The following is a 25,816-nucleotide window of genomic DNA, read 5'->3' on the forward strand; positions in this document are numbered from 1 at the left end:
GTTTTCAGGGCTCGCTTTCAGGAGCGGGCTCGTACCGCCTGTGAGCCCGCCGTGAATTCACTCCCTCTCGTCAGTATTGCCATTCCCGCCTTCAGTCCACGTTTCTTCGAACGGGCATTGCGCAGTGCCGTCGGTCAGAGCTACGGCAATCTCGAAATCATTGTGTGTGATGACAGTCGCGGCAACGAGATCGAAGACATCGTTGCCAAGGTGGTCGAGGGCACGGGTTTTGCCGTGAGCTACGTGCGCAATCCACGCACGTTGGGCATGGTCGGCAACCTGAAGGTCTGCCTCGATCAGGCGCAGGGTGAGTTCATCAAATTTCTGTGTGACGACGACCTTCTCTATTCCACCTGTGTCGAACAACAAGCCCATGAACTGTTGCGCGACGAAGTCAGTCTGGTAGTGGCCCAGCGACTTCTGTGGGATGCGGGCGAAATCATCCTGCCTTCGCGTCTGGAAAATACTTCGTTGACACCTTTCAGTGGCTTGCTCAAGGGCGATGATCTGCTGGGGATATTCGAAAAATTCCCGGTCAACGTTCTGGGCGGGTTCAGCAGCGCCTTGTTCCGCCGTGCGGATGTTGTGGAGCTCTTGCCGGCGCTGACCCAGGAAGGTTACTGCTTTGTCGCAACCCTGGATTTCGCGCTGTACGTCTGCCTGCTGCGGCGCGGCAATCTGGCGCTGTCCAACAATGTGCTCAGCGTCGAGCGACTTTACGCAGAGCGCTTGAGCGCACAACAACCCATGAAGGATGCGGTAGAGGTTGAGCGCGAATGGATTTCGCAAATGCTCAAGGCCCGCAGCGGCGAGGCGGCACCTGCATCCGGATGGGTTCGCTACGTCCAGTTGACCAAGGCTGATGAGTCGCCGCGAGTCTGGGAGGAGCTGCCTTTGAGCCGTACTCTCGGTACCAAACAGAGCCGTCAGGAGTGGAGTGTCGGCGCCGACAGTTTCAGTTTTACCGAACTCTATGCGCAGTGGCTGGCGTGTCGGGTGCTCACCGACGAGCAGCGAAAATATCTGCCGGAAACGATTTCCAATTGGCCGCATCAGCCCCGGATCGTGCCGGTCATCATTGATGGTCGGGGCAACCGTAACGGTCTCGAACGCACGTTGGAGGCGCTCGGTGCTCAGGATTACCCGCCAGAATTGATTCTGGTGCTATCGGAGTCCTGTGCCGAAGCCGAGCTGGACGGGCGTGTATTTCGCATGCCGTTGCAAGGGGACGGGCTGGAGCAGATCAATGCGTTGCTGCCGCAGCTGGAAGGCGCCGACTGGTTCTACCTGTTGCAGGCCGGTGATTGTCTGGTAGCGCCAGCGCTGTTGATAATGGCAGAGCGGATCGCGCACTCGAACACTTTCACCTGCCTGTACAGCGATGAGGGCAGTTTGCGCGGTGGTGAGTCGGTAGAGCCGGCTTTCAAACCGGATTTCAACATCGATCTCATGCGCAGCTACCCTTACGTCGGGCGTGCTCTGGCGTTCAAGCGCGAACGTTTTCTTGAGCTGGGCGGGTTTGAGCCGGACTTTGCCGAGCTGGCAGCGCATGACGTGCTGTGGCGCATGGTCGAGAGCGACGGGACGCAGGCTATCGGCCATGTCGCGGAAGTTTTACTGGAGTCCAGGCACGACCTGTCCAAATGGCTTGCCGAACCAGGCGTCGTGGAGCAAAACCCACGGGTGCTCGAAGCGCATTTGCAGCGTTTGGAGGTCGCACACGGTATTCGCCGTGGCAGCCGCGAGTTGCTCAATCGTATCGACTATCAACATGCCCGACGCCCGTTGGTGTCGATCATCATTGTGACGCAGGACCAGACAGCCGCTTTGCAGCGCTGTGTCGAGACGCTACTGGAAAAAACTGCTTACACCGAGTACGAATTGCTGTTGGTCGACAACGGCAGCAAAAGCGCTGAAGCACTGGCATGGCTGGAAGGCATGGCGCAGCTGGGCAGTGACCGGATCCGCGTAATCACCTGTTCACAAACGAGTAATGTCGCTGCATTGCACAATTTCTCGGTGGCGCAGGCGCGCGGCGAGTATGTGTTGATGCTCAACTCCTTTGTGGTGATTACTCAGGCTGACTGGCTGGACGAACTGGTCAACCATGCACAGCGCCCGGAAGTGGGTGTGGTCGGAGCCAAACTGTTCAACCCGGACGGTTGCGTGTTGCATGCCGGCCTGATTCTTGGCTTGCAAGGGCCTGTCGGTCTTCCGTTTTACGGTCAGCCTGCACAGTCCGACGGCTATATGTTCCGTCTGCAAGCGGTGCAAGACCTGAGCGCTGTGGGTGGCGATTGTCTGATGATCCGCAAATCGCTCTTCGAGGCGCTTGGGGGGCTGGATGAGCATGATCTGAAACAAGCGCTCAATGTCGCGGATCTCTGCCTGCGGATCGGTCAGGAAGGCTATCTGGTGGTGTGGAACCCTTACGCCATTCTGGCCATTGGCGAACGGCCAACCAGTGTGGCGACGGAGCAGGAAGAGCAACTGCATGTCCAGGAACAGGAAGTGTTTTATCGACGTTGGCTGCCGCTCATTGCGCGTGACCCGGCTTATAACGTCAACCTGGCCTTGCAGGGTATCGGAGCGACTTGCTTCAGTCTTGAGCCGGGGCTGCGCACTGGCTGGAGCGCATTCTCCAGAGTGCAGTTGCCCAATGTGCTTGCGGTGCCGATCAATGCCTCGGCGATTGGGCATTACCGCATGAGTCAGCCGTTGATCGAGCTGAAGGCGGCCAACAGAGTAGAGGGGCGCATTTGTTACGGCTTGCCATCGATCATTGATATCGAGCGCCAGACGCCTGACGTTATCGTGCTGCAAGGACGCTACTCGGAACACGCCATCGATGAAATTCCACCACTGAAGAAGTATTTCAATGCGCGGCGAATCTTCGAGCTGGACGACTATGTGATTGACGTTCCACATCGCAACGCGCACATCCGCAACATGCCGAGCAAGCAGGACATGGAGCGTATGGTACGACGTGCTATCGGCCTGTGTGATCGTGTGGTGGTCTCCACTCAGCCGCTCGCCAACGTCCTGTCGGACATGCATCACGATATTCGTGTTGTGCCGAACATGTTGGCCAAAGACATGTGGAGCAACCTTCGCAGCCAGCGCCGTACCTCGAAAAAACCTCGAGTGGGCTGGGGCGGAGGCACCAGTCACCATGGCGATCTGGCGGTCATCGCCGACGTGGTTCGTGAGCTGGCGAATGAAGTCGAATGGGTGTTCTTCGGCATGTGTCCGGATGACCTGCTGCCGTACATGCACGAGTTCCACGGTGTAATCCCCCTCGAGGTGTATCCGGCAAAACTGGCCAGTCTCAACCTGGATCTTGCGTTGGCGCCGCTGGAGTTTCACATCTTTAACGACTGCAAGAGCAACCTGCGTCTGCTGGAATATGGTGCCTGCGGTTACCCTGTGATCTGCACCGACACCGAGGCCTATCGCGGCTACCTGCCGTGCACGCGGATCAAGACCAACACCACCGATGAGTGGCTGCAAGCGATCCGCATGCACCTGGCCGATCCGGATGCCAGCTACCGCATGGGTGATGATTTGCGTGAGGTCGTGTTGCGTGACTACGTGTTGCGTGGCGATAACCTGCGGTATTGGGAGTATGGCTGGCTGGCGGATTGATCGATTCGCGCACGGCCCCACTGCAAAAACAGGCGACTTTCGAGTCGCCTGTTTTTTTTGCGTGGCGAAAAGTTTTTGTATCAAGCCCGATACTTTTTTTGGCCGCGGGCTCAAGCATCGGGATTTTTCTGTCGATACCTTTCCATACGCTCAATTGGCACGGTCAGCGAAGACCGTCCGGCCCGTGTCTGAGGTGACCGATTTCCGGATTCGACAACAACGCAAGGAAGAAGCAAATGGCAGTAGTAAATGGAACGAGTGAAGCGGATGTCCTGTCGGGCACCGATGGCAATGACGAACTCCATGGACTGGAGTCCGACGATCAACTGCTGGCCAGTGCGGGATCCGACCTGCTCGACGGTGGTGAAGGTTTTGACACGGCGAACTATTACGCAATGGGTTCGGGAGTCAGCGTCGAGTTTGGCACTGGTGCGGCAACGGTCGCAGGGCCTGACGGCAAGGTCGATACGCTGGTGTCGGTGGAGAAGGTGGCCGGCAGTTACCACAACGACACGTTTACCGTTTCGGTGGGCGGGGTGACGCTGGACGGTAGCGGCGGTGATGATCTGTACATCGTCGACGCCGAAGGCGTGACCCTGATTGAAGAAAACTACGGTGGCTACGACGAGCTGCGCACCAGCCTCAACACGGTCAAGATGGACCCGTTTATCGAGAAGCTGACCTTCACGGGTACGGGGGATCTCAAGGTTTACGGCAACGCCAGTGACAACGAGATCATCGCCGGAGCGGGCAATGACTGGCTGTGGGGCGGCGCTGGTGCCGACCACTTTGTCGGTGGCGATGGTTACGATACGGTCAGCTACAGCGACAGTCTCGAGGGCGTGCGCGTCGAAGATTTTACCAACTACGACGGACTGACCATTGCCTACGGCGATACCTTTACCGGTATCGAGGCGATTCAGGGCTCGGGGTTCGATGATGTGATTTATCGCCATCAAGGCTCGATGGTCATCGATGGTGCCGACGGTCATGACACCGTGAATTATCGTTACGCGTTCGATGTGGCCAACGTTGTGATCGGCGGTGGCACCAATGCTGCGGGCGATACGTTGCTTAGCGTGGAAGAAGTCATCGGCTCCACCGGTGCTGACCGCTTCACCGTGAACGCCAGCGGTGTGACGGTCGCAGGCGGTCACGGTGATGACGTTTATGTGATCAACAGCGCCGGCGTGACGGTCGAGGAAGACGACAGTTTCATGGGCGGAACCGATCACGTGTTCACTAGCCTTTCGGAACTGAAGCTGAGTGCGTTCGTGGAAAACCTGACCTATACCGGCACTGCCGACTTCACTGGCTACGGTAACGACGAAGCCAACACCATCGTTTCCGGTGCCGGCAATGACGTGTTGCTGGGCGGTGCAGGTGGCGACCGTTTTGAAGGCGGTGCCGGTATCGACATCGTCAGTTACGACGACAGCACTGAAGGCCTGAGCGCCTCTCTGAACTGGGGGCCGCAGAGCGGAATTGCGCTCTACGATATCTACATCGATATCGAAGGTCTGCGCGGCAGTCAGTACAACGATTCGCTGCAAGGCAATTCGGACGACAACATCCTCGAGGGCGGGGCCGGCGACGACCAGATTACCGGTGGCGATGGCAATGACCACATCTATGGCGGCCTGGCATCCGGTCTGGATCAGGCCGGGCAGTCCGACTCCCTGTCGGGCGGCGCGGGGGATGATGTCATCGTCGGTGCCAGCAATGATCTGTTCACCTGGGCCAGTGGCGATGACGGCAACGACACGATCACGCTGGGCCGTGGAATGGCCTTTGGCGGTGAAGGCAACGATGTGCTGACCGCTACGGGCAGCAACTACGTGCTGAACGGTGATGGCGGGAATGATCTGCTGATTCTCAATCTTGCCGGCCAGTCGTCTTCCGGCGGCAGCGCCTATGGCGGCCAGGGTGACGACACTTACGTGGTCAACACCAGCGGCCTGGTGACGATTCAGGATTACGGGCTGGACATCAACGACACCCTGATCCTCAACACCATCACCAACGCCAGCCAGTTGAACGTCACCCGCATCGGCGATGACGCCTACCTGCACAGCGCCAATGACGGCAGCAGCGGTGTGCCGGACAACGGCGTGAAACTGGCGGGATGGTACGCCGGGTTCAACAACATCGAGCACCTGCAGACTGCCGACGGCCAGGTCTACGACCTGCCGGCGACGGTTGATGGGTTCGCCATGTTCGGCTGATCACTCGATCTGTTGATGCACCGCAATGAAAGGGATGAATCCGCTGCTGGATTCATCCCTTTTTTCATGCCTTACGGCGCACCCGACGCAGCGCTCGCGGAGCTGGCGCGTTTCCTGCAAGTCCCCCTCAAATCGCCATAAAACGAGCGCTCGCGGTCATCGCAGCGACGCCGCAGGCGGCAAAAGGGTTAGCCAGACGGCGCGCATCGCTCAAAAAAGCCATGCGCAGCCCGGTGACGAACGAGAGGGGAGACGATGAAGGCAGTTATTTTGGCGGGTGGCCTCGGCACGCGCATCAGTGAAGAGTCGCACCTCAAGCCCAAGCCGATGATCGAGATCGGCGGCAAGCCAATTCTCTGGCACATCATGAAGCAGTATTCCGCTCACGGAATCCACGACTTCGTGATCTGCCTGGGCTACAAGGGCTATGCGATCAAGGACTTCTTCGCCAACTACTTCCTGCACACCTCCGACGTCACTTTCAACATGCGCGAGAACCGCATGGACGTGCATCAGAATTACAGCGAGCCGTGGAGCGTCACCCTGATCGACACCGGCGAGGAAACCATGACCGGAGGCCGTCTGCTGCGTGCCGGTCGTTACCTCAAGGATGAAGAGGCGTTCTGCTTCACCTACGGCGACGGCGTTTCCGACATCAACATTGCTCAGCTCGTCGATTACCACAAAGCGCACGGTCGCCTGGCCACCGTCACCGCGGTGCAGCCGCCGGGACGTTACGGCGCCCTCGAGCGCCAGGGCGATCAGGTGCTGGGTTTCACCGAGAAACCGCGCGGCGACGGTGGCTGGATCAACGGCGGCTTCTTCGTGCTGTCACCCAAAGTCCTGTCCTATATCGCTGGCGATGAAACCACCTGGGAAGCCGAGCCGCTGGCGCGTCTGGCTCAGGAAGAACAGTTGAACGCCTTCGAACACGAAGGCTTCTGGCATCCGATGGACACCCTGCGCGACAAGAACCACCTCGAAGCGCTGTGGCAGAGCGGGGAGGCCCCATGGAAGCAATGGGCCTGAGCGCGGATTTCTGGCGCGGCAAACGTGTGCTGGTCACCGGTCACACCGGTTTCAAGGGCAGCTGGCTGACCCTGTGGCTGCAAAGCCTCGGCGCGCAAGTCAGCGGTTTTTCGCTGGATCCTTCGACCGAACCGAGCCTGTATGAACTGGCGCGGGTTCACGAAGGGATCAACGATCAGCGCGGTGATCTGCGCGATCTCGGCGCGTTGCTGGAGATCATTGCCGACACCGAGCCGGAGATCGTCCTGCACCTGGCCGCTCAGCCGCTGGTGCGTGAAGGCTATCGCGATCCGCTGGGGACTTACTCCAGCAACGTCATGGGCACGCTGAACCTGCTCGAAGCGATTCGTCAGGTCGGTTGCGTGCGCGCCTGCGTGCTGGTGACCACCGACAAGGTTTACGCCAATAAGGAATGGCTGTGGCCGTACCGCGAAGACGAAGCCCTTGGCGGGCACGATCCTTACAGCAGCAGCAAGGCTTGCTGCGAACTGTTGGCGCAGTCTTACGCCGCGTCGTTTTTCCCGGCCGACAAGTACGCCGAGCACGGTCTGGCCCTGGCCACCGCGCGCGCCGGCAACGTGCTGGGCGGCGGCGACTTCGCCCCGGAGCGCCTGATTCCCGACGTGCTCAAAGCCTGGACTGCCGACGAGCCGGTGACCCTGCGTTACCCGCAAGCCGTGCGCCCGTGGCAGCACGCGCTGGAACCGCTGGCCGGTTACCTGCAACTGGCGGCGGGTCTCTACGAACAAGGCCCGGAATACGCCGGGGCGTGGAACTTCGGACCGGGCGAGGCGGACATGTGCAGCGTCGGCGAAGTGGTCGAACTGCTCGCCAGTCGCTGGCCACAGGCACGCGGTCTGCGCATCGAAAAAAGCGAACTGCACGAGGCTGGTCTGTTGCGCCTCGACAGTAGCCGCGCCCGTCAGGTACTCGGCTGGCAGCCACGCTGGACCTTGCAGCAGTGCCTGACCCAGACCCTCGACTGGCATCTGGCGTGGCAGAACGGCGATGACATGCGCAACGTCACTCTCGGCCAACTGAACCTGTACCGGGGCGCGCTGTGAGCGAGTTTTCCTTGAAACCGTTGCCGCTGGCCGGGTTGTTCAGCGTCCAGCACAAAAGCTTCGAAGATCAGCGCGGGCACTTCGCCCGGCTGTTCTGCGAAGGCAGCCTGAGTGCGTTCGGCAGCGAATTTCATATCCGCCAGATCAACCATTCCTGCACCCGCGAGAAGGGCAGTGTGCGCGGTCTGCATTACCAGAACGCCAACGCCCCGGAAGCCAAACTGATCACTTGCCTGCGCGGTGAAGTGTGGGACGTGGCGGTGGATCTGCGCCCGGACTCCGAGACTTTTCTGCACTGGCACGCCGAGCATCTGAAGGCCGGCGACGGTCGCAGCCTGCTGATTCCGGCCGGCTTCGCTCACGGCTTCCAGACCCTGACCGACGATGCGGAACTGCTTTATCTGCACAGCGCCGATTACGCGCCGGAGCATGAGGGCGGTCTGTCGGTGAACGATCCACGGCTGGCGATTGCCTGGCCGTTGCCTGTCAATAATTTGTCAGCGCGTGATTCCAGCCATCCCGCGCTCGATCAACACTTTGCTGGAGTGCGTCTATGAACTGCCGTGGGTGCGCCGCACCGCTGAGCCTGCCGCTGATCGACCTCGGCACCTCACCACCGTCCAACGCTTACGTGCACGCCGAGCGCCTGGAACAGGCCGAGCAATGGGTGCCGCTGAAGGTTGCCGTGTGCCAGCAATGCTGGCTGGTGCAGACCGAGGATTACACCCGCGCCGACAGCCTGTTCGACGCCGAGTACGCCTACTTCAGTTCGTTCTCCAGCACCTGGCTGGCCCATGCCGAGCGTTATGTCGCGGAGATGGTCGAGCGCTTTGCGCTGAACGCCGACAGCCGTGTGGTCGAAATTGCCGCCAATGACGGCTATCTGCTGCAGTACGTCGCCGCTCGCGGCATTCCGTGTCTGGGTGTCGAGCCGACCCGCAGCACCGCGTTAGCGGCGCGGGAAAAGGGTCTGCAGATTCGTGAAGTGTTCTTCGGTCGCGACAGCGCAGCACAGCTGAAAAGCGAAGGCAGGGGCGCCGACCTGATGGCCGCCAACAACGTGCTCGCGCATGTGCCGGACATCAATGATTTCCTCGGTGGTTTCGCCACGCTGCTCAAGCCGACCGGCGTCGCCACTTTTGAATTTCCGCAACTGCTGACGCTGATGGCCGGTGCGCAGTTCGACACGCTGTACCACGAGCACTATTCCTATCTGTCGCTGACTGCCGTGCAGACTCTGTGCGAGCGCAATGGTCTGGAAGTGTTCGACGTCAGTCAGTTGAGCACTCATGGCGGTTCGCTGCGGGTGTTCGTGCAACGCCAGGATGGTGAGCGTCGTGCGGTGCAGCCGGCGGTGCAGCAACAGTTGCAGGCCGAGCTGGATGCCGGGGTGAAAACCCCTGAGTACTACGCGACCCTCGCGCCGGCTGCTGAACGCATCAAGCATGAACTGCTGCGCTTCCTGTTGCAGGCCAAGGCCGACGGCAAGCGTGTGGTCGGTTACGGCGCGGCGGCCAAGGGCAACACCTTGCTCAACTACGCCGGGGTCAAACCCGACCTGCTGGCCTGGGTGGCCGATGCCAACCCGCACAAGCAGGGCAAGTTTCTGCCGGGCAGCCGTATCCCGATTGTCGCGCCGGCGCAGATCGATAGCGAAAAACCGGACTACGTGCTGGTGCTGCCGTGGAACCTGCTGCACGAAGTCAGTCAGCAACTGGCGCAGGTGCGTCAGTGGGACGGGCGCTTCGTGATCGCCGTGCCTGAGATGAAAATCCTGTGAAAGTTCTGGTCACCGGGGCCACGGGCTTCGTCGGCCGGCATCTGGTCGCGGCGTTGCTGGCGCGTGGCTGCGACGTTCGCGCGGTGGCGCGCAATTCAGATACGGCTGCGACCATGCCGTGGATCAACCACGTCGAATTTGTCGCGGCGGATATTCACGCGGCGGATCTGGACATTGCGGCGCTCACCGACGGCATCGACGTCCTTGCGCACCTGGCTTGGCCGGGGCTGCCGAACTATCGGGCGCTGTTCCATTTCGAGCACAACCTGATGGCCGACTACCGCTTTATCAAAGGCGCGGTCGAGGCGGGTGTGGCGCAAGTGCTGGTGACCGGCACCTGCTTCGAGTACGGCATGCAAAGCGGCCCGCTCAGCGAAAATGTCGAGCCGCAGCCGAGCAATCCTTACGGTCTGGCGAAACACACGCTGCATCTGTTTTTGCAAAATCTGCAACAGGAAAAACCGTTCACCTTGCAGTGGGCGCGTCTGTTCTATCTGCATGGCGAAGGGCAGAACCCCAACAGTCTGCTGGCGGCGCTGGACCGGGCGATCGATGCCGGGGAGGCGTCGTTCAACATGTCTGGCGGCGAGCAGCTGCGGGACTTTTTGCCGATCGCCAGCGCCGCCGCTTACCTCGCCACGATCGTCCATCAGCGCGATTTCAACGGCGTGATCAATTGCGCCAGCGGTCAGCCGGTATCGGTGCGCGCACTGGTTGAACAACGGCTGCGCGAGCGCGGTGCGGCACTGAATCTGAACCTCGGCCATTACCCGTATCCGAGCCATGAACCGATGGCGTTCTGGGCCGTGACCGAGCGTTTGCAACAGCTACTGGGAGAGCCGCAATGAGGCACGAGTTGTATCGGGTTACCGACCTGCCGGTGTTGCAGAACCGCACCTTCGCCGACCCGGAGTCGGCCAAGGTTTCGGCCAGCGCCGACATGCTGCTGGTGCAGGACGAGCGCAGCGGCCTGATCTTCAACGCCGCGTTCGATGCCGACAAGCTCAGCTATGACGCTGACTATCAGAACGAGCAGGCCCATTCGGGCCAGTTCCAGAAGCACCTGAGTGACGTCGAAGGCATCATCGCCAGGCACTTCAAGGGCCAGGAGCTGATCGAAGTCGGCTGCGGCAAGGGCTACTTCCTCGAGCTGCTCAAGGGCCTCGGTTATTCGATCACCGGGATCGATCCGGCCTACGAAGGTGAAAACGCCGACGTGATCAAGGCGCCGTTCACCCGTGGTCTCGGCCTGGCGGCGGACGCCATCGTCCTGCGCCATGTGCTGGAACACATCGAAGACCCGGTGAGCTTTCTGGCGGTGATTGCCGAAGCCAATCAGGGCGGGCAGATCTACATCGAAGTGCCGTGCTTCGACTGGATCCTCGAGCACAAGGCCTGGTTCGACCTGTTCTACGAGCACGTCAATTATTTCCGCCTCGATGACCTGCGCCGGATGTTCGGCACTGTGCACGAGGCCGGCCACCTGTTCGGTGGCCAGTACCTGTACATCGTCGCCGACCTGTCGACGTTGCGCCTGACCCCGGAGCAACCGGTGCCACGCCTGTCGCTGCCGGACGGTTTCACGGCGAGCCTTGAGCGCGCGGTGCAGATCATTCAATCCGCACCCGAGCAGGGTTCGGCGATCTGGGGCGCATCGTCCAAAGGCGTGATCTATTCGCTGTTCCTGCAACGCGCGGGTGTCGCGGTGGATCGTGTGGTGGATATCAACCCGGCCAAACAGGGGCGTTATCTGCCGCTGAGCGGCGCGCGGGTGTCCTCGCCGCAAGAGGCGATGGATGCGCTGCCCGAAGGCGCCAACCTGTTTGTGATGAACTCCAATTACCTCGAAGAAATCAAGCGGATGACCGGTGGACGCTACGTCTATCACGCCGTCGATAGCGCTTCGTTCCAGTGACCATTGAGACTTTGAACATGACCGACAACAGCATCAACCAAGCCTTCGAAGCCGAATGCCGCGAGCAGATCGCCCAGCAGGGTGACGACCAGAAACTCACTGGCCTGGCCCGTGATTTCTTCAACGAATCGGCCAAACACAAGTACAGCTACCACTTCTCGTGGATGGGCCGCCCGATCATCCAGTTGCCACAAGACATGATGGCGATGCAGGAGATCATCTGGCAGGTCAAGCCGGATCTGGTCATCGAGTGCGGCATCGCCCACGGCGGTTCGATCATCTACTACGCCTCCCTGCTGGAACTGCAAGGTCACGGCGAAGTGCTGGGCATCGACCTCGACATCCGCCCGCACAACCGTGAAGCGATCGAAAGCCACCCGATGGCCAAGCGCATCAAGATGATCGAAGGCTCGAGCATCGACCCGGCCATCGCCGCTCAGGTGCAGGCTGCGGCCAAAGGCAAGAAGGTCATCCTGGTGCTCGACTCCAACCACACCCACGACCACGTACTCGAAGAGCTGCGCCTGTACGCGCCGCTGGTCTCGGTCGACAGCTACTGCGTGGTGATGGACACCGTGGTCGAAGACATGCCGGCCGATTTCTTCCCGGATCGCCCATGGGGCCCGGGTGACAACCCGAAAACCGCGGTGTGGAAGTACCTGGAAGAAAACCAGGATTTCGAGATCGACCAGCAATTGCAGAACAAGCTGCTGATCACCGTGGCGCCGGACGGCTATCTGCGTCGCGTTCGTTAATTCGCAACATCACCAAAGCGTTATCTCGGCGAGTCGCCGGTTGTGGAGAGAAGTTATGCAAGGCAAGTACAGTTCTGAACTGGCGCTACCGCTCAACGAGCTGTTGACCGTGGTGCTGATTACTCACAATCGGCCGGCGTTCCTGCGTCGGGCGGTGAAGTATTACAGCAGCTTGCCCTGCCGGATCATGGTGCTCGACTCCACTCCCGAGCGGCCGGAAGGGGATTTTTCCGCCGTCGATTATCACCATGTGCCGCAGTTCGCTTACTGGGGCATGCAGGCCAAACTGGCTTATGGTGTAGAGCGACTGACCACGCCGTACATGGTGCTGGCGGCTGACGACGATTTTATCCTGCACGATTCGCTGGCCGAGTCCGTCGGTTTTCTGCAGGCGAATCAGGACTACGGCATGTGCCACGGCTACTGCCTGATGTACCTGTCTCTGGCACACGGGGTGAGTTACTACCGCCGCGACAAGAAGGTCCAGGAAGATTATGCGTCGGAGCGGGCTCAGGATCGGGTCATCGATTACATGAGTCAGTACATCCCGCCGTTCTACGCGGTGACCCGTACCGATCTGATGAAGACTTGGCATTCGGCGCTGCCGCCGGGTACCAGTTTCCAATGGCAGGAAATCGGTCACGTGTATTTTCTGCTGGCCAGTGCCAAGGCGCGGATCCTGCCGATGCCTTACGTGGTTCGCGAGATCAACTATGGTGCCTCCGAGCACAGCACGGATGTGTATCACTCGCTTACTTACGTCGACAGTAAGTCGGTTGCCGAACGCGAGGCTTTCACCGATTTCCTGATAACGCTGCCGACCGAGATCAATGGCCTGGACACCGAACAGGCCAAGGCCTTCGTCGAACAGAGTTACGAAGCGATGGCCGAGAGTCTGCGGACCGGCCGGGCTCTGGCTGCCGAGTTGATTTTTGAATCCACCTGGAATCAGCACTCGAAAGTACCGGATCGTCGTTTCGGACCACTGCAATATGTCGAGATGCCGTTCTACAACCAGGCGTTCTTCGACCGTCTGGAACAGTTCGAATTCATGCTGCACGCCATGCCGGCCGGGCGCATGCAGCTGGAAGGGCTAGAAGGTATCTGGGCGCGCCAGACGCACCTGTTGCAGGCACGCAATAACGATAATCCAGAGAGTGTGCTGGACCGTTTGTGGCAGGCACATGACCTCAATGCCTTCAATCGAAATGTGCTCAAGCGTCTGGCGGGGCAATTGGACCTGTTGGGCGACGCCGAAGCGGCGCCGGCGATTCATGAATGGATTGCCCGTCTCGAGTCGCTGAGCGTCGACGATCACCGCGCAGTCTTTGACAATATGACGTCGGGTCGCCTGCTCAACTGGCTGGCCGCGCGAGCGCCTTCCGAACAACAGTTCGAGTCAATCCGTCAGCACTTGGCAACTAACGATGGTGGTCCGCAGTTCGGGATTTTCCTGCTTGATCTGGATAACGACATCGACAAACTGCAGGTCTCTCTCGACAGCCTGCTCGAGGGGCACTGCAAGGCGTTCAAGATTGTCGTGCTCACCACCGGCGAACCACCAGCGGCAACCACGGCGCAAAACATTCTGCATTTTGTCCGGGTCACTCCAGGCAATTTTGTTGACAGGCTCAACCAGAGCATTCGGCAGTCTCCCTGCGATTGGATGTTGCTGGCGCAGGCGGGGGATGAGTTCACGTCGAGCGGATTGCTGCGTGCCAGCCTGGAGTTGATGTCCGTCGAGGGCGTTCACGCGGTTGCCACCGATGAAGTCCAGCGCAAGGAAGGCGGGGCGCTGATTGACGTGTTCCGCCCCGGCTTCAATCTGGATCTGCTGCAGAGTATTCCTTCGTTGATGGCGCGCCACTGGTTGATTCGCCGAGAGGTACTGCTTGAGGTTGGCGGTTATCAGTCGGATTTCCACAAGGCGCTGGAATTCGACTTGCTGCTACGCATCATTGAGCAAGAAGGGCTCGGTGGCCTGGCCCACCTTGACGAACCGTTGTTGATTACCCAGGCAGCTGTGCTGGAAGAAAACGCCCACGAGCGTCAGGCCTTGCTGCGTCACCTGGGTCATCGTGGCTACAAGGCGCGGATCAGCTCGACAGTGCCGGGGACTTACCAGATTGATTACCGCCATTGCGAACAGCCGAAGGTTTCGATCATCCTGCCTGCGGGCGACGATCTTGCGGAACTGCAACGCTGCCTGAACGGCGTGTTGTTGCGAACGCGCTACACCCGTTATGAGGTGCTGATTGCGGCCAATCCGCATTTGTCGGCTGCGATCAATGACTGGCTGGGTTCTCTGCAGAATGCCAGGGTGCGCGTGCTGTACGCCGATCGACCACTGACTGAGGTGGCACTGTGCAATGCGGCGAGTCAGGAGGCACAGGGCGAGTATCTGGTACTGCTGGCAGCGGACAGCGAAGTGGTCAATCCGAACTGGCTCGAGTCTTTGCTCAACCACGCTCAGCGTCCGGAAGTCGGCATCGTGGGGGCCAAAATGATTGATCGCGACGGCAAGATTTCTCAGGCCGGTTTGATTCTTGGTCTGAACGGTGGCGTCGGATCGGCCTTCATCGGCGAAACACACACCACCGAGGGCTATATGCAACGCCTCGTCGTCGAGCATAACTACTCGGCCGTGTCGAAGGTGTGCCTGATGGTGCGCAAAGAGTTGTTCGACGCGCTCGGCGGTCTGGACGAAGTGACCTTTGCCGACGGTTTCAGCGACGTCGATTTGTGCCTCAAGGCCGGTCAGGCCGGTTACCTCACGGTGTGGACGCCGCTGGTGCAGGTGCTGCACACCGGCGAGCTGCCGCAGGCTCCCGAAGCATTGGCGGCATTGCGGGAGAAATGGAGCGCGGCCTTCGCCCGAGATCCGGCCTACAACGCCAACCTGGCCCTGACCGGCAAAGGCTTCACCCTGGGCGACAGTGCCCCGATCAATTGGGCGCAGTTGCTCGCCTGAGCCGGCCGACAGGAATCCGAACATGTTCAACGGTAAATCGATCTTCATCTCCGGCGGCACCGGCTCGTTCGGGCGTAAATTCATCGCCCGTCTGCTTGAGCAATACCAGCCCAAACGGGTGGTGGTGTTCTCCCGCGATGAGCTCAAGCAGTACGAAATGCAGCAGACGTTCAACGCGCCATGCATGCGTTACTTCCTCGGTGACGTGCGCGACGCCGACCGTCTGCGGCAGGCCATGCGCGGCATCGACTACGTGGTGCACGCGGCGGCGCTCAAGCAGGTGCCGGCGGCGGAGTACAACCCGACCGAATGCATTCGCACCAACGTCAATGGTGCGGAGAACATCATTGCCGCTGCCATCGACAACGGCGTGAAGAAAGTCGTGGCCCTGTCCACCGACAAGGCTGCCAGCCCGATCAACCTGTATGGCGCAACCAAGCTGCTCTCGGACAAACTGTTCGTCGCCGCCAACAACATTGCCGGCGAGCAGCAGACCCGTTTTGCCGTAGTGCGCTACGGCAACGTGGCGGGCTCGCGGGGGTCGGTGGTGCCGTTCTTCAGCAAGCTGATTGCCGACGGTGCGCAGGAGTTGCCGATCACCGATGAGCGCATGACCCGATTCTGGATCACCCTCGATCACGGCGTGCAATTTGTCCTCGACAGCTTTGCGCGGATGCATGGCGGTGAAGTGTTCGTGCCGAAGATCCCGTCGATTCGCATCGTCGATCTGGCGCGGGGCATGGCCGAGCATCTGCCGCACAAGAACGTCGGTATTCGTCCCGGTGAAAAACTGCATGAACTGATGGTGCCGCTGGACGATGCGCGGATGACCCTGGAATTCGCAGACCATTACACCATCCAGCCTTCCATCCGCTTTACCAGCGTCGATGTCGATTTCTCCATAGACAAGCTCGGCGAACATGGCCGGCCGGTGAGTGAAGATTTCGAATACCGCTCCGATACCAATCCGCACTACCTCTCGGTCGGGCAGATCGCCGAGCTGCACGCGAAGCTCTCGGCATGATTCCCTACGGTCGGCAGAGCGTTGATCAGGCGGACATCGATGCAGTGGTCGAGGTGCTGCAATCGGACTGGCTGACTCAAGGCCCGACTATCGAGCGCTTCGAGCAGGCCATGGCCGAACGGTGTCAGGCCGACTTCGCGGTGGCGGTGTGCAACGCCACCGCGGCGCTGCACATTGCCTGCCTCGCTGCCGGCCTTGGCCCGGGCGATCGCTTGTGGACCACGCCGAACACTTTTCTGGCTTCGGCCAACTGCGGGCGCTATTGCGGCGCCGATGTGGATTTCGTCGATATCGATCCGCTGACCTGGAATCTCGATGCCTTCGCCCTCGCGGCGAAACTCGATCAGGCCGAGCAGGATGGCACGTTGCCGAAAGTGTTGGTGGCGGTGGCGTTCTCCGGGCAGAGCTGCGACCTGCGCAAGATTGCCGAACTGGCCGAGCGCTACAACTTCACCGTGATCGAAGACGCCTCGCACGCCGTGGGCGCCAGCTACGCCGGGCGCCCGGTGGGTTGCGGGGAATTTGCGGCAATGACCGTGTTCAGTTTCCATCCGGTGAAGATCATCACCAGCGCCGAAGGCGGCATGGTCCTGACCAATCGCCCGCAACTGGCGGAGCGTCTGCAACGCCTGCGCAGCCATGGCATGACCCGCGATCCGCAGCAGATGAACGAACCCAGCCACGGCCCGTGGTATTACCAGCAGATCGAGCTGGGTTTCAATTACCGGATCACCGATTTGCAGGCGGCGTTGGGTCTGTCGCAACTGGCCAAACTGGACGGCTTCATTGCCCGTCGCCGTGAACTGGCGGCGCGTTACGAGCGGTTGCTGGCCTACCTGCCGCTGACCTTGCCCAGCGCGCAGCCGGAGGCAGAATCGGCGTGGCACCTGTACGTGGTGCGCCTGCAGACCGAGCGCATCGGCCTGACCCACCGTCAGGTGTTCGAAGGCTTGCGTGCCGCCGGCATCGGCGTGAACCTGCACTATATTCCGGTGCATTTGCAGCCGTACTATCGCGAACTGGGTTTCGCCGAGGGCGACTTCCCCGAAGCCGAGCGTTATTACGCCGAGGCGATCAGCCTGCCGCTGTATCCGTTGCTCAGCGATGAGCAACAGGATCATGTGGTCGAGCAACTGCGTCGGTTGACCGAATAGAGACCGCTGCGGCGGTGAATGAGACTGTGCGATGCGTGATCTGAGTGAGCAGGAAAAATTCTGGCAGGGCGACTTTGGCAACCAGTATGTCGATCGCAACGTCGGACAACCGCTGGTGGCGGCCAATCTGGCGCTGTTCGCCAAGGCCCTGAGCCGCGCCGGGCGCATCGACAGTGTGGTTGAGCTGGGCACCAATGCCGGCAACAACCTGCAGGCGTTGCATCAACTGCTGCCGCAAAGTGAGTTGTTCGGCGTCGAGATCAATGAAAGCGCCTGTGCTCAGGCGCGGGCACTGGGCATCGCGCAGATCTGGCACGGTTCGCTGTTCGATTTTCCCCGTGAGCGCAGCTACGACCTGACCCTGAGCAAAGGCGTGCTGATCCATCTGGCGCCGGAACTGCTACCGACCGCCTATGCGCAGTTGTATGAGTTGAGCCAGCGCTACATCCTGATCGCCGAGTACTACAACCCGGCACCGGTGGAGGTGTCCTATCGCGGCAACAGCGGCAAGCTGTTCAAGCGCGATTTCGCCGGGGAAATGCTCGACCGTTATGCCGATCTGCGCTTGCTCGATTACGGCTTTGGTTATCACCGTGACCCGCAATTCCCGGTGGACGACATCACCTGGTTTCTGCTGGAAAAACGTTTTTGAACAGCGTCGCAATCATCCCGGCCCGTGGCGGCAGCAAGCGCATCCCGCGCAAGAATCTGTTGCCGTTCGACGGTGTGCCGATGATTGTCCGCTCGATCCGTACGGCGCTCGACAGTGGCCTGTTCGAACAGGTCGTGGTCAGCACCGATGACGCCGAAATTGCCAAGCTGGCGCTGGCCCATGGTGCGCAAGTGCCGTTCCTGCGCCCGGCTGAACTGGCGGATGATTTCACCGGCACTGCTGCGGTGATCGTGCATGCCTTGCAGCAGCTGCCTGCGTTCGATTATGCCTGCTGCGTGTACGCCACGGCGCCGTTGCTGCAGGCACGCTTTCTATGCGAGGGATTCGAGTTGCTGCAGCAGCATCCGCAGAAGTCGTTTGCGTTCTCCGTGTGCAGCTTTGGTTTCCCCGTGCAGCGGGCGCTGACGCTGGACGGGCAGGGCGCATTGACCGCGTTGTACCCGGAATTTCGCAATACCCGCTCGCAGGATCTGCCTGAAGCTTTTCAGGACGCCGGCCAGTTTTACTGGGGCCGTAGCGAGGCGTGGTTGCGCGGCGAGGTGCTGTATTCAACTGCCAGCTTACCGGTGATTCTGCCGCGGCATCTGGTGCAGGACATCGACACGCTGGAAGACTGGAAACGCGCCGAATACCTCTACGCCGCACTCAAGGCCGGTGGAGAACTGCAATGAGACTGCTGATCCGCGCTGACGCTTCGCCGACCATCGGCAGTGGCCACATTGCCCGTTGCCTGACCCTCGCCAGGGTGTTGCGCGGGCAGGGCAGTCATGTCGCGTTTGCCTGTCGGCAATTGCCGGGCCATCGACTGGATGCACTGCAGGCCGAGGGATTCGAGACGTTCGCGCTGCCCGACAGCTATCCCGGTGAAGATCCGCAGCAGGCCATCGAGTCGATGCTGCCGTGGCAGGCTGATATCGACGCTCTGGACGCCTTGCTGGCAGGTCACGCCGCATTCGACTGGATCATCGCCGACCACTACGGCCTCGATCATCAGTGGCAAACCGCGGCCCGTCAGTGGTCGCCACGAATTGCTGCAGTGGATGACCTCGCCACGCGGCATTACAGCGTTGATCTGTTGCTCAATCAAAACCTGTCCGGCCTGAGCGCCGACTACGCGCCACTGCTGCCCACCGACTGTCGCACCTTGCTCGGCCCGCGCTACGCCATGCTGCGCGAAGAATTCGTCTGCCCGGCCATCGAGATCAAACCCAAGGCCCGCCGTGTGCTGGTGAATTTCGGTGGTTTCGACGCGGCGATGCAGACCCATCACGCGATGTTGGCCCTGAAGGATTTCACCGAACTGGAAGTGGATTTCGTCGCCGGCGCAGACAATCCGGCATGGACACAAATGCAGGCGCTCGCCGAAACACGCCCGCACTGGCGCCTGCACAGTTTCGTCAGCGATTTCCAGCAACGCATGACCGAAGCCGATCTGTTTATCGGCGCCGGCGGCGGCACCAGTTGGGAACGCGCGGCGCTGGGCCTGCCGACGATCTGCATCGCGGTATCGAACAATCAGCAGGCCAACGGCGAAGTCATGGCAGCGGCGGGGGCGCATGTGTTCATGGGCGCCCGCGAGCAGGTGAGTGTCGAGCAACTGCGCGATGCCGTCGGTTTTGTCGTCGACAATTTTTATCTGCGCCAGAGCCTGGCCGAGCGTTCGCGGCAACTGGTGGATGGGCGCGGTGCGTTGCGCGTGGCGGCGGCGTTGGCCGGTGCGGTGCTCAAGCTGCGCCCGGCGACCCTCGATGATGCGCAGTTGCTGTTCGACGGGCGCAATGCCGAGGCTGTGCGGCGCTGGTCACTGGACACGGCTGCAATCGAATGGCCGCAGCACCTGAACTGGCTCAATGCGAGTCTGCGCAACCCGCAGCGCCTGCTGTTGATCGCCGAGGCCGATGACGGACCGGTTGGCGTCTTGCGCTATGACCTGCGCGGCTTTGAGGCCGAAGTGTCGCTGTATCTGCTTGATGGGCGTTTCGGTCTCGGCTGGGGCAGGGCGCTGCTGGCGCGAGGCGAGGTGTTCGTCCGCGAGCACTGGCCGCAGTTGAGCGCGATTACCGCGCAGGTCTTGCCGCGCAATCGCCCCTCTTTGAATGTATTTCGTGACGCCGGATTCACCCAGAGTGCCTGCGCGTTCACCCAGGTTTTGAAGGATCACCGCGATGAGTAGTTTCAAGATTGGCGAGCGTCTGATCGGCGCCGATGCGCCGCCGTTCATCATTGCCGAGATGAGCGGCAACCATAACCAGTCGCTGGAGGTGGCTCTGCAGATTGTCGAGGCCGCCGCCAAGGCTGGCGCGAATGCCTTGAAGTTGCAGACGTACACCGCGCAGACCATGACTCTGGATCTGACCGAGGGCGAGTTTTTCATCAAGGATCCGAACAGCCTGTGGGCCGGTACTTCGCTGTACGACCTGTATGAGAAAGCCCATACCCCGTGGGAGTGGCACGCACCGATTTTCGCCCGGGCCAAAGAGCTGGGGATGCTCGCGTTCTCGACGCCGTTCGATGACACGGCGGTGGACTTTCTCGAAAGCCTCGACGTGCCGGCGTACAAGATCGCCAGTTTCGAAAACACCGATCTGCCGTTGATTCGTCGCGTGGCGGCGACCGGCAAGCCGCTGATCATCTCCACCGGCATGGCCAGCATCGCCGAACTCGACGAAACCGTGCGTGCTGCCCGCGAGGCCGGGTGCAAGGATCTGGTACTGCTCAAATGCACCAGCACTTACCCGGCAACGCCGCTAAACAGCAACCTTCGCACGATCCCGCACCTGCGTGAGCTGTTCGGTTGCGAGGTGGGTCTTTCCGATCACTCCATGGGCGTTGGCGTGTCCGTGGCCGCTGTGGCACTCGGGGCGACCGTGGTGGAAAAGCACTTTACCCTCGACCGTTCGGCAGGTGGGGTGGACGCGAGTTTCTCGCTGGAACCCGCCGAACTGGCCAGTCTGGTGGTCGAAACCGAACGCGCCTGGCAGGCCATGGGCCAGGTGCATTACGGCGTCACCGAGGCCGAGCGCAAGTCGCTGGTTTATCGCCGTTCGCTGTACGTCACCGCTGACATGGCCGCCGGTGAGCCCTTCACCGCAGCCAATCTGCGCGCCATTCGCCCCGGTCTCGGTCTGCCACCCAAGCACACCGAAGCCGTCCTCGGACGCCGCGCTCGTCTGGCGATCAAACGCGGCACGCCGCTGGACTGGTCGTTGGTCGAATAACCCGATCTGCAACCGATTCGGCAAAATAGCGTGACCTGCGAGTCATAACGCGCATCTTCACTGTATTGTATTGACCGGGGAGATGGCGCCTGGCCGTGTATCGGTTCCAGTGATAGCCCTTTGCGCTCCCCGTGGCTGCCCTTTGTGGCGGCCGTTTTCTGTTTGTCGGCGCCCCTCGAATCCTTGCGAGCGGTGGTTTTGGGCTGTTTTTTATTGGGAAGCCGTAATGATTGGCATAAAAAGCATTGCGAGCTACGTTCCTGTAGCCGGCGTGGACAATTACGCACAAGGTGCAAAATTCGAGAAGGATGAAGAATTCATCCTCGGCAAAATCGGTTCGGCCTTCCTGCCGCGCAAAGACGCTGAACAGGAAACCTCCGATCTGTGCGTGGAAGCGGCCAATGCGCTGTTTGCCAGCAACCCTGAACTGAAACGTGAATCGATCGACGCACTGATCGTCGTCACTCAGAACGGTGACGAAGAAGGCCTGCCGCACACTGCTGCAATCGTTCAGGACAAACTCGGTCTGCCGACCAATGTCGCGGCGTTCGATATTTCCCTGGGCTGCTCCGGCTACGTCTACGGCATCTACGCGATCAAGGGCTTCATGGAAGCCGCCGGTCTGAAGAACGGCCTGCTGATCACCGCTGACCCGTATTCGAAAATCGTCGACCCGGAAGACCGCAACACCACCATGCTCTTCGGCGATGCCGCCACCGCCACCTGGATGGGCGAAGACCCGGCCTGGGCGTTGGGCAAGGCCAAGTTCGGCACCGACGGTTCCGGCGCACCGCACCTGAAAGTCACCGATGGCGTGTTCTTCATGAACGGGCGTCAGGTGTTCAACTTCGCGCTGCTCAAAGTCCCGGCGCACTTGCACGAATTGCTCGACGACTCCGGCCTCAAGGCTGACGACATCGACGCCTTCTGCATTCACCAGGGCAGTGCGGCGATTGTCGATGCGGTGGCGCGCCGTTTCGAAGGCGAGCCGGAGAAGTTCATCAAGGACATGGTCGAGACCGGCAACACCGTGTCGTCGAGCGTGCCGCTGCTGCTGGAAAAACACGTGCTCGATTCCGACTGGAAGCGCATTGCGATCAGTGGTTTCGGTGTGGGTCTGTCGTGGGGCTCCGCGATCATCTATCGTCCTTGAGTCCGGTCAAAAACGGCGGATACAAAAATAGCGTTCAGGGTTACCCTTGAACGCTATTTTTTTGCCTGAAGGGAGCGCGAGCCGGCATGAGCGAGTTTTTCCAAGCCAACGCCGAGGTTATCCAGCAGCGCTGGCCGGCACTGTTCGCACGATTGGTGGCTGAAGACAGTGCGGTCGTCGACGCCGAACTGGTGCAGGGTCTGGGTTCGACACTGAGCGTTAACGGGATTCAACTCACCAGTCGTCACGACCGGATCCACGAGGCGCGCGTTCAGGCGGCCAGTCTGCCGGAAAAACCTCAGTTGCACGTTTACGGCACCGGTCTTGGAGACTTGCCGGTCGTGTTGCTGGAGCGTGCCGGACTTGAGCGGTTGTACGTGCACGTGCTTAACGGCGCCCTGTTTGCGCTGGTGCTGCAACTGCTCGATCAGCGCCATTGGCTGGAAGACCCGCGCGTGCAGCTGTTCTATGCCGGTGATCTGTCAGACATCTGCACACCTTTTTTCGCCCTGCCGGCCGAGATGCTGCTGGCTGATGACTTCAACGCGAAGATCCGCGATCGGCTGGTCAGCGAAGTGCACCTGAGCTTCAACAATCGCGAGTTCGATCCAAACTTGCCGTTCATTCAACAGCGTTTGCAGGATTGCTTGCCGGTGTTGCTGGGCGATGACGATGTCGCGCAATTGTTCGGGACCGCCAGTGGCCGGGAGATTTATGTGATCGGTACCGGACCGACCCTGGAAGGGCATTTCCAGCGTCTGGCGGCGGTGCGCGCGCAGGCCGAACGTCCATTGTTGATGTGCGTCGATACCGCTTACCGGCCGCTGCGCGAGCACGGCATCGTCCCGGATCTGGTGGTCACCATCGATCAGCGCATCAGCTTCCGGCATCTGCCGTTCGAGGACTCCGCTGGCATCCCGCTGGTGTATCTGCCCATGAGCGATCCTGCGGTGCTGACCGCCTGGAAGGGCAAGCGCTACGGCGGTTACTCGGCCAGCCCGGTGTACGCCGCGTTGCGTGAGCAATACCCGCGCGGACAACTGCATGTCGGTGGCAGCGTGATTCATCCGGCGGTGGACCTGGCGGTAAAGATGGGTGCATCGCGAATTACCCTGTTTGGCGCCGACTTCGCGTTCCCGATGAACAAGACCCATGCCGGTTGGAATGACGGCGATCTGGGCCCCGGTGTTGATCAGGCGCGGCATTGGGTGCAGGACGGCCATGGCCAGCGGGTCAGCACCCAGCTGAATTTTCGCGGGTATCTTTGCGTGCTGGAGCGTTATATCGCCGCACATCCGCAGGTACAGTTTTTCAACAGCAGTCGGGCAGGCGCACTGATCGCCGGGACGCAGTTCAATCAGGAGTTTGTGCAATGACGACGATTGAGCAGTGCGTTGGCGAATGCCGTCAGTGCGCCGGGTTGTTTCGCCTGGGACGTGATGTCGAGGCGGCGCTGGATATGGTCGATGTATTCGAGGGCGCGCAGCAGTTGCTGATAGCCAAACCTGCGCCGATTCAACAGGACTGGGCCTTTGTACTCACGCACATGCTCGCTTGTCAGGAACGTCAGGACTGGTTGGGGCTGGCGGACTGGATGGAGTATGAGTTGATCGAACTGTTGCAAAAAGCACGATCGGCACACTGACCGAGCGCACTGGCCCGCGGCTTTACGCGCGGGTCGGTTTTATGGCGTCATTTTTTCGCAGGTGGGAGGGCGCTAAGCCCTTGTTTTCTCGGGGGTGGCAGGGTGATGGCAAATTTTTTTCAAAAAGCCCTCAAGCAACCTGCCAACCCGACGATAACTATTACGAAGGTTCTCTAGGCCACACCAGGCGGTTGCCAGGGCCGGAAGCCGCAGTACCCAACCAACGAGGAATTCGTCATGGCTTTAACAGTAAACACCAACACCACGTCGCTGAACGTTCAGAAAAACCTGAACAACGCTTCCAACGCCCTGTCGACTTCGATGCAGCGCCTGTCTTCCGGCCTGAAAATCAACAGCGCTAAAGACGACGCCGCTGGCCTGCAGATCTCCAACCGTATGGCTTCGCAAATCCGTGGTGGCAACCAGGCTATCCAGAACGCCAACGACGGTATCTCCGTTGCTCAGGCAGCTGAAGGCGGCCTGCAAGCGACCACCGACATCCTGCAACGTATGCGTGAACTGGCTGTTAAAGCACGTAACGGCACCAACGGCACTGCTGACCAGACCGCAACCAACGCTGAATTCGCTCAGATGTCCGACGAGATCACCCGTATCTCGGCTTCGACCAACCTGAACGGCAAAAACCTGCTGGACGGTTCGGCTGGTACTGTAACCCTGCAAGTTGGCGCAAACACTGGTTCGGCTAACCACATCGACCTGGTACTGAGCTCCAAGTTCGACGCCGTCAGCCTGTCCGTAGGTAGCGGTACTGTAGTTCTGACCGGTGCTACCGGTACTGGTACTGGTTCTGCTTCGCAGAACATCGACAACGCGATCACTGCAATCGACGCCGCTATCGCTGCCATCGGTGCACAGCGCGCCAGCCTGGGTGCTTCGCAAAACCGTCTGACCAGCACCATCTCCAACCTGCAGAACATCGTGGAAAACACCACTGCTGCACAGGGTCGTGTACAAGATACCGACTTCGCCGCAGAAACTGCTAACCTGACCAAGCAGCAAACTCTGCAGCAGGCTTCGACCTCTGTTCTGGCTCAAGCCAACCAACTGCCATCCGCTGTACTGAAGCTGCTTCAGTAATTTCGGATTGAGTTCGGGCGGGGGAGTGCGCTGGTCGCGCTCTCTCGCCTTTTTACGTTAGAGGGTGATGAGCATGGACATGAGCGTAAAGCTTAACGTGTCTTATCCGGCTCCCAAGCCAGCAGCACCGGTTGCTGACAAACCGTCAGAGGCGCCAGTCGTTGCCAAGGTGGATGCTCCGGTCGCTGATAAAAAGAGTCAGGATTCGGATGATGCCAAGTTGAAACTGGCGGTGCAGGAGATCGAAAAGTTTGTACAGTCGATCAAGCGCAATCTGGAGTTCTCTATCGACGAACACTCCGGAAAGGTCATCGTCAAGGTGATCGCGAGCGAGACGGGTGAAGTCGTTCGACAGATTCCCTCCGCAGAAGCCCTGAAGCTGGCAGACAGCCTCGCCAACGCGAGTCACGTGTTGTTCGACGCCAAAGTCTGATAGCTGGCATGAATAATGTTTGTACGTTCTCAGG

Annotated in this window: 21 protein-coding genes; all 21 read left to right on the forward strand. The window is 60.2% G+C overall.

Going from position 1 to position 25,816, the window contains the following annotated elements:
* Nucleotides 1–51: 51 nt before the first annotated feature.
* The 21 genes from ACVHNU_RS04325 to ACVHNU_RS04425 all read left to right on the forward strand — a co-directional run bounded on the left by ACVHNU_RS04325 (nt 52) and on the right by ACVHNU_RS04425 (nt 25,782).
* Nucleotides 52–3,645: a glycosyltransferase gene (locus tag ACVHNU_RS04325; RefSeq protein ID WP_473019081.1), complete on the forward strand. Its 3,594-nt coding sequence runs from the start codon at nt 52–54 to the stop codon at nt 3,643–3,645.
* A 236-nt stretch (nt 3,646–3,881) separates the two neighbouring features.
* Complete coding sequence (locus ACVHNU_RS04330) at nt 3,882–5,870, forward strand: calcium-binding protein (RefSeq protein WP_473019082.1); 1,989 nt, start codon at nt 3,882–3,884, stop codon at nt 5,868–5,870.
* 255 nt (nt 5,871–6,125) lie between these two features.
* A complete protein-coding gene (gene rfbF / locus ACVHNU_RS04335; protein WP_103483904.1) occupies nt 6,126–6,899 on the forward strand; it encodes a glucose-1-phosphate cytidylyltransferase in 774 nt (257 codons plus the stop codon).
* On the forward strand, nt 6,881–7,963 hold the full coding sequence (gene rfbG, locus ACVHNU_RS04340; protein WP_003222822.1) for a CDP-glucose 4,6-dehydratase: 1,083 nt from the start codon (nt 6,881–6,883) through the stop codon (nt 7,961–7,963). Before rfbF ends, rfbG begins: the two co-directional genes overlap by 19 nt.
* Nucleotides 7,960–8,520 carry a dTDP-4-dehydrorhamnose 3,5-epimerase family protein gene (locus tag ACVHNU_RS04345; RefSeq protein ID WP_473019083.1) on the forward strand — a complete coding sequence of 187 codons (561 nt, stop codon included), beginning with the start codon at nt 7,960–7,962 and terminating at the stop codon, nt 8,518–8,520. Before rfbG ends, ACVHNU_RS04345 begins: the two co-directional genes overlap by 4 nt.
* The gene (locus ACVHNU_RS04350; RefSeq protein WP_473019084.1) at nt 8,517–9,743 is read left to right on the forward strand and encodes a methyltransferase domain-containing protein; all 1,227 of its coding nucleotides are present in this window, start codon (nt 8,517–8,519) and stop codon (nt 9,741–9,743) included. Before ACVHNU_RS04345 ends, ACVHNU_RS04350 begins: the two co-directional genes overlap by 4 nt.
* The gene (locus tag ACVHNU_RS04355; RefSeq protein ID WP_473019085.1) at nt 9,740–10,591 is read left to right on the forward strand and encodes an NAD-dependent epimerase/dehydratase family protein; all 852 of its coding nucleotides are present in this window, start codon (nt 9,740–9,742) and stop codon (nt 10,589–10,591) included. Before ACVHNU_RS04350 ends, ACVHNU_RS04355 begins: the two co-directional genes overlap by 4 nt.
* Nucleotides 10,588–11,658 (forward strand): class I SAM-dependent methyltransferase, encoded by a 1,071-nt coding sequence (locus tag ACVHNU_RS04360; protein ID WP_473019086.1) that lies wholly within the window; start codon nt 10,588–10,590, stop codon nt 11,656–11,658. The genes ACVHNU_RS04355 and ACVHNU_RS04360 overlap by 4 nt, the downstream gene beginning before the upstream one ends.
* Before the next feature lie 17 nt (nt 11,659–11,675).
* Complete coding sequence (locus ACVHNU_RS04365; RefSeq protein ID WP_027614220.1) at nt 11,676–12,413, forward strand: cephalosporin hydroxylase family protein; 738 nt, start codon at nt 11,676–11,678, stop codon at nt 12,411–12,413.
* Nucleotides 12,414–12,468: 55 nt separating this feature from the next.
* Complete coding sequence (locus ACVHNU_RS04370; RefSeq protein WP_473019087.1) at nt 12,469–15,384, forward strand: TIGR00180 family glycosyltransferase; 2,916 nt, start codon at nt 12,469–12,471, stop codon at nt 15,382–15,384.
* A gap of 22 nt (nt 15,385–15,406) precedes the next feature.
* A complete protein-coding gene (pseB, locus tag ACVHNU_RS04375) occupies nt 15,407–16,408 on the forward strand; it encodes a UDP-N-acetylglucosamine 4,6-dehydratase (inverting) (protein WP_047292505.1) in 1,002 nt (333 codons plus the stop codon).
* Nucleotides 16,405–17,562: a UDP-4-amino-4,6-dideoxy-N-acetyl-beta-L-altrosamine transaminase gene (pseC, locus tag ACVHNU_RS04380; RefSeq protein ID WP_473019088.1), complete on the forward strand. Its 1,158-nt coding sequence runs from the start codon at nt 16,405–16,407 to the stop codon at nt 17,560–17,562. Before pseB ends, pseC begins: the two co-directional genes overlap by 4 nt.
* A gap of 31 nt (nt 17,563–17,593) precedes the next feature.
* Nucleotides 17,594–18,214, forward strand: coding sequence for a pseudaminic acid biosynthesis-associated methylase (locus tag ACVHNU_RS04385; protein WP_473019089.1), 621 nt, complete (start codon nt 17,594–17,596; stop codon nt 18,212–18,214).
* On the forward strand, nt 18,211–18,906 hold the full coding sequence (gene pseF / locus ACVHNU_RS04390; RefSeq protein WP_473019090.1) for a pseudaminic acid cytidylyltransferase: 696 nt from the start codon (nt 18,211–18,213) through the stop codon (nt 18,904–18,906). The genes ACVHNU_RS04385 and pseF overlap by 4 nt, the downstream gene beginning before the upstream one ends.
* Nucleotides 18,903–20,408 (forward strand): UDP-2,4-diacetamido-2,4,6-trideoxy-beta-L-altropyranose hydrolase, encoded by a 1,506-nt coding sequence (pseG, locus tag ACVHNU_RS04395; RefSeq protein ID WP_473019091.1) that lies wholly within the window; start codon nt 18,903–18,905, stop codon nt 20,406–20,408. The genes pseF and pseG overlap by 4 nt, the downstream gene beginning before the upstream one ends.
* Complete coding sequence (pseI, locus tag ACVHNU_RS04400; RefSeq protein ID WP_473019092.1) at nt 20,401–21,453, forward strand: pseudaminic acid synthase; 1,053 nt, start codon at nt 20,401–20,403, stop codon at nt 21,451–21,453. Before pseG ends, pseI begins: the two co-directional genes overlap by 8 nt.
* A 226-nt stretch (nt 21,454–21,679) precedes the next feature.
* Nucleotides 21,680–22,606, forward strand: a complete 927-nt coding sequence (locus ACVHNU_RS04405; RefSeq protein WP_003222845.1) for a ketoacyl-ACP synthase III — start codon at nt 21,680–21,682, stop codon at nt 22,604–22,606.
* A gap of 86 nt (nt 22,607–22,692) precedes the next feature.
* On the forward strand, nt 22,693–23,982 hold the full coding sequence (locus tag ACVHNU_RS04410; protein ID WP_473019094.1) for a motility associated factor glycosyltransferase family protein: 1,290 nt from the start codon (nt 22,693–22,695) through the stop codon (nt 23,980–23,982).
* Entirely contained in the window at nt 23,979–24,251 is a 273-nt protein-coding gene (locus tag ACVHNU_RS04415; RefSeq protein ID WP_103483918.1) for a hypothetical protein, read from the forward strand. The genes ACVHNU_RS04410 and ACVHNU_RS04415 overlap by 4 nt, the downstream gene beginning before the upstream one ends.
* Before the next feature lie 237 nt (nt 24,252–24,488).
* Nucleotides 24,489–25,349 (forward strand): flagellin domain-containing protein, encoded by an 861-nt coding sequence (locus tag ACVHNU_RS04420; protein WP_338801146.1) that lies wholly within the window; start codon nt 24,489–24,491, stop codon nt 25,347–25,349.
* Nucleotides 25,350–25,422: 73 nt separating this feature from the next.
* A complete protein-coding gene (locus ACVHNU_RS04425; RefSeq protein WP_103483932.1) occupies nt 25,423–25,782 on the forward strand; it encodes a flagellar protein FlaG in 360 nt (119 codons plus the stop codon).
* Nucleotides 25,783–25,816 lie beyond the last annotated feature (34 nt).

It is taken from the genome of Pseudomonas sp. Ors-4-3C (genome assembly GCF_055755035.1).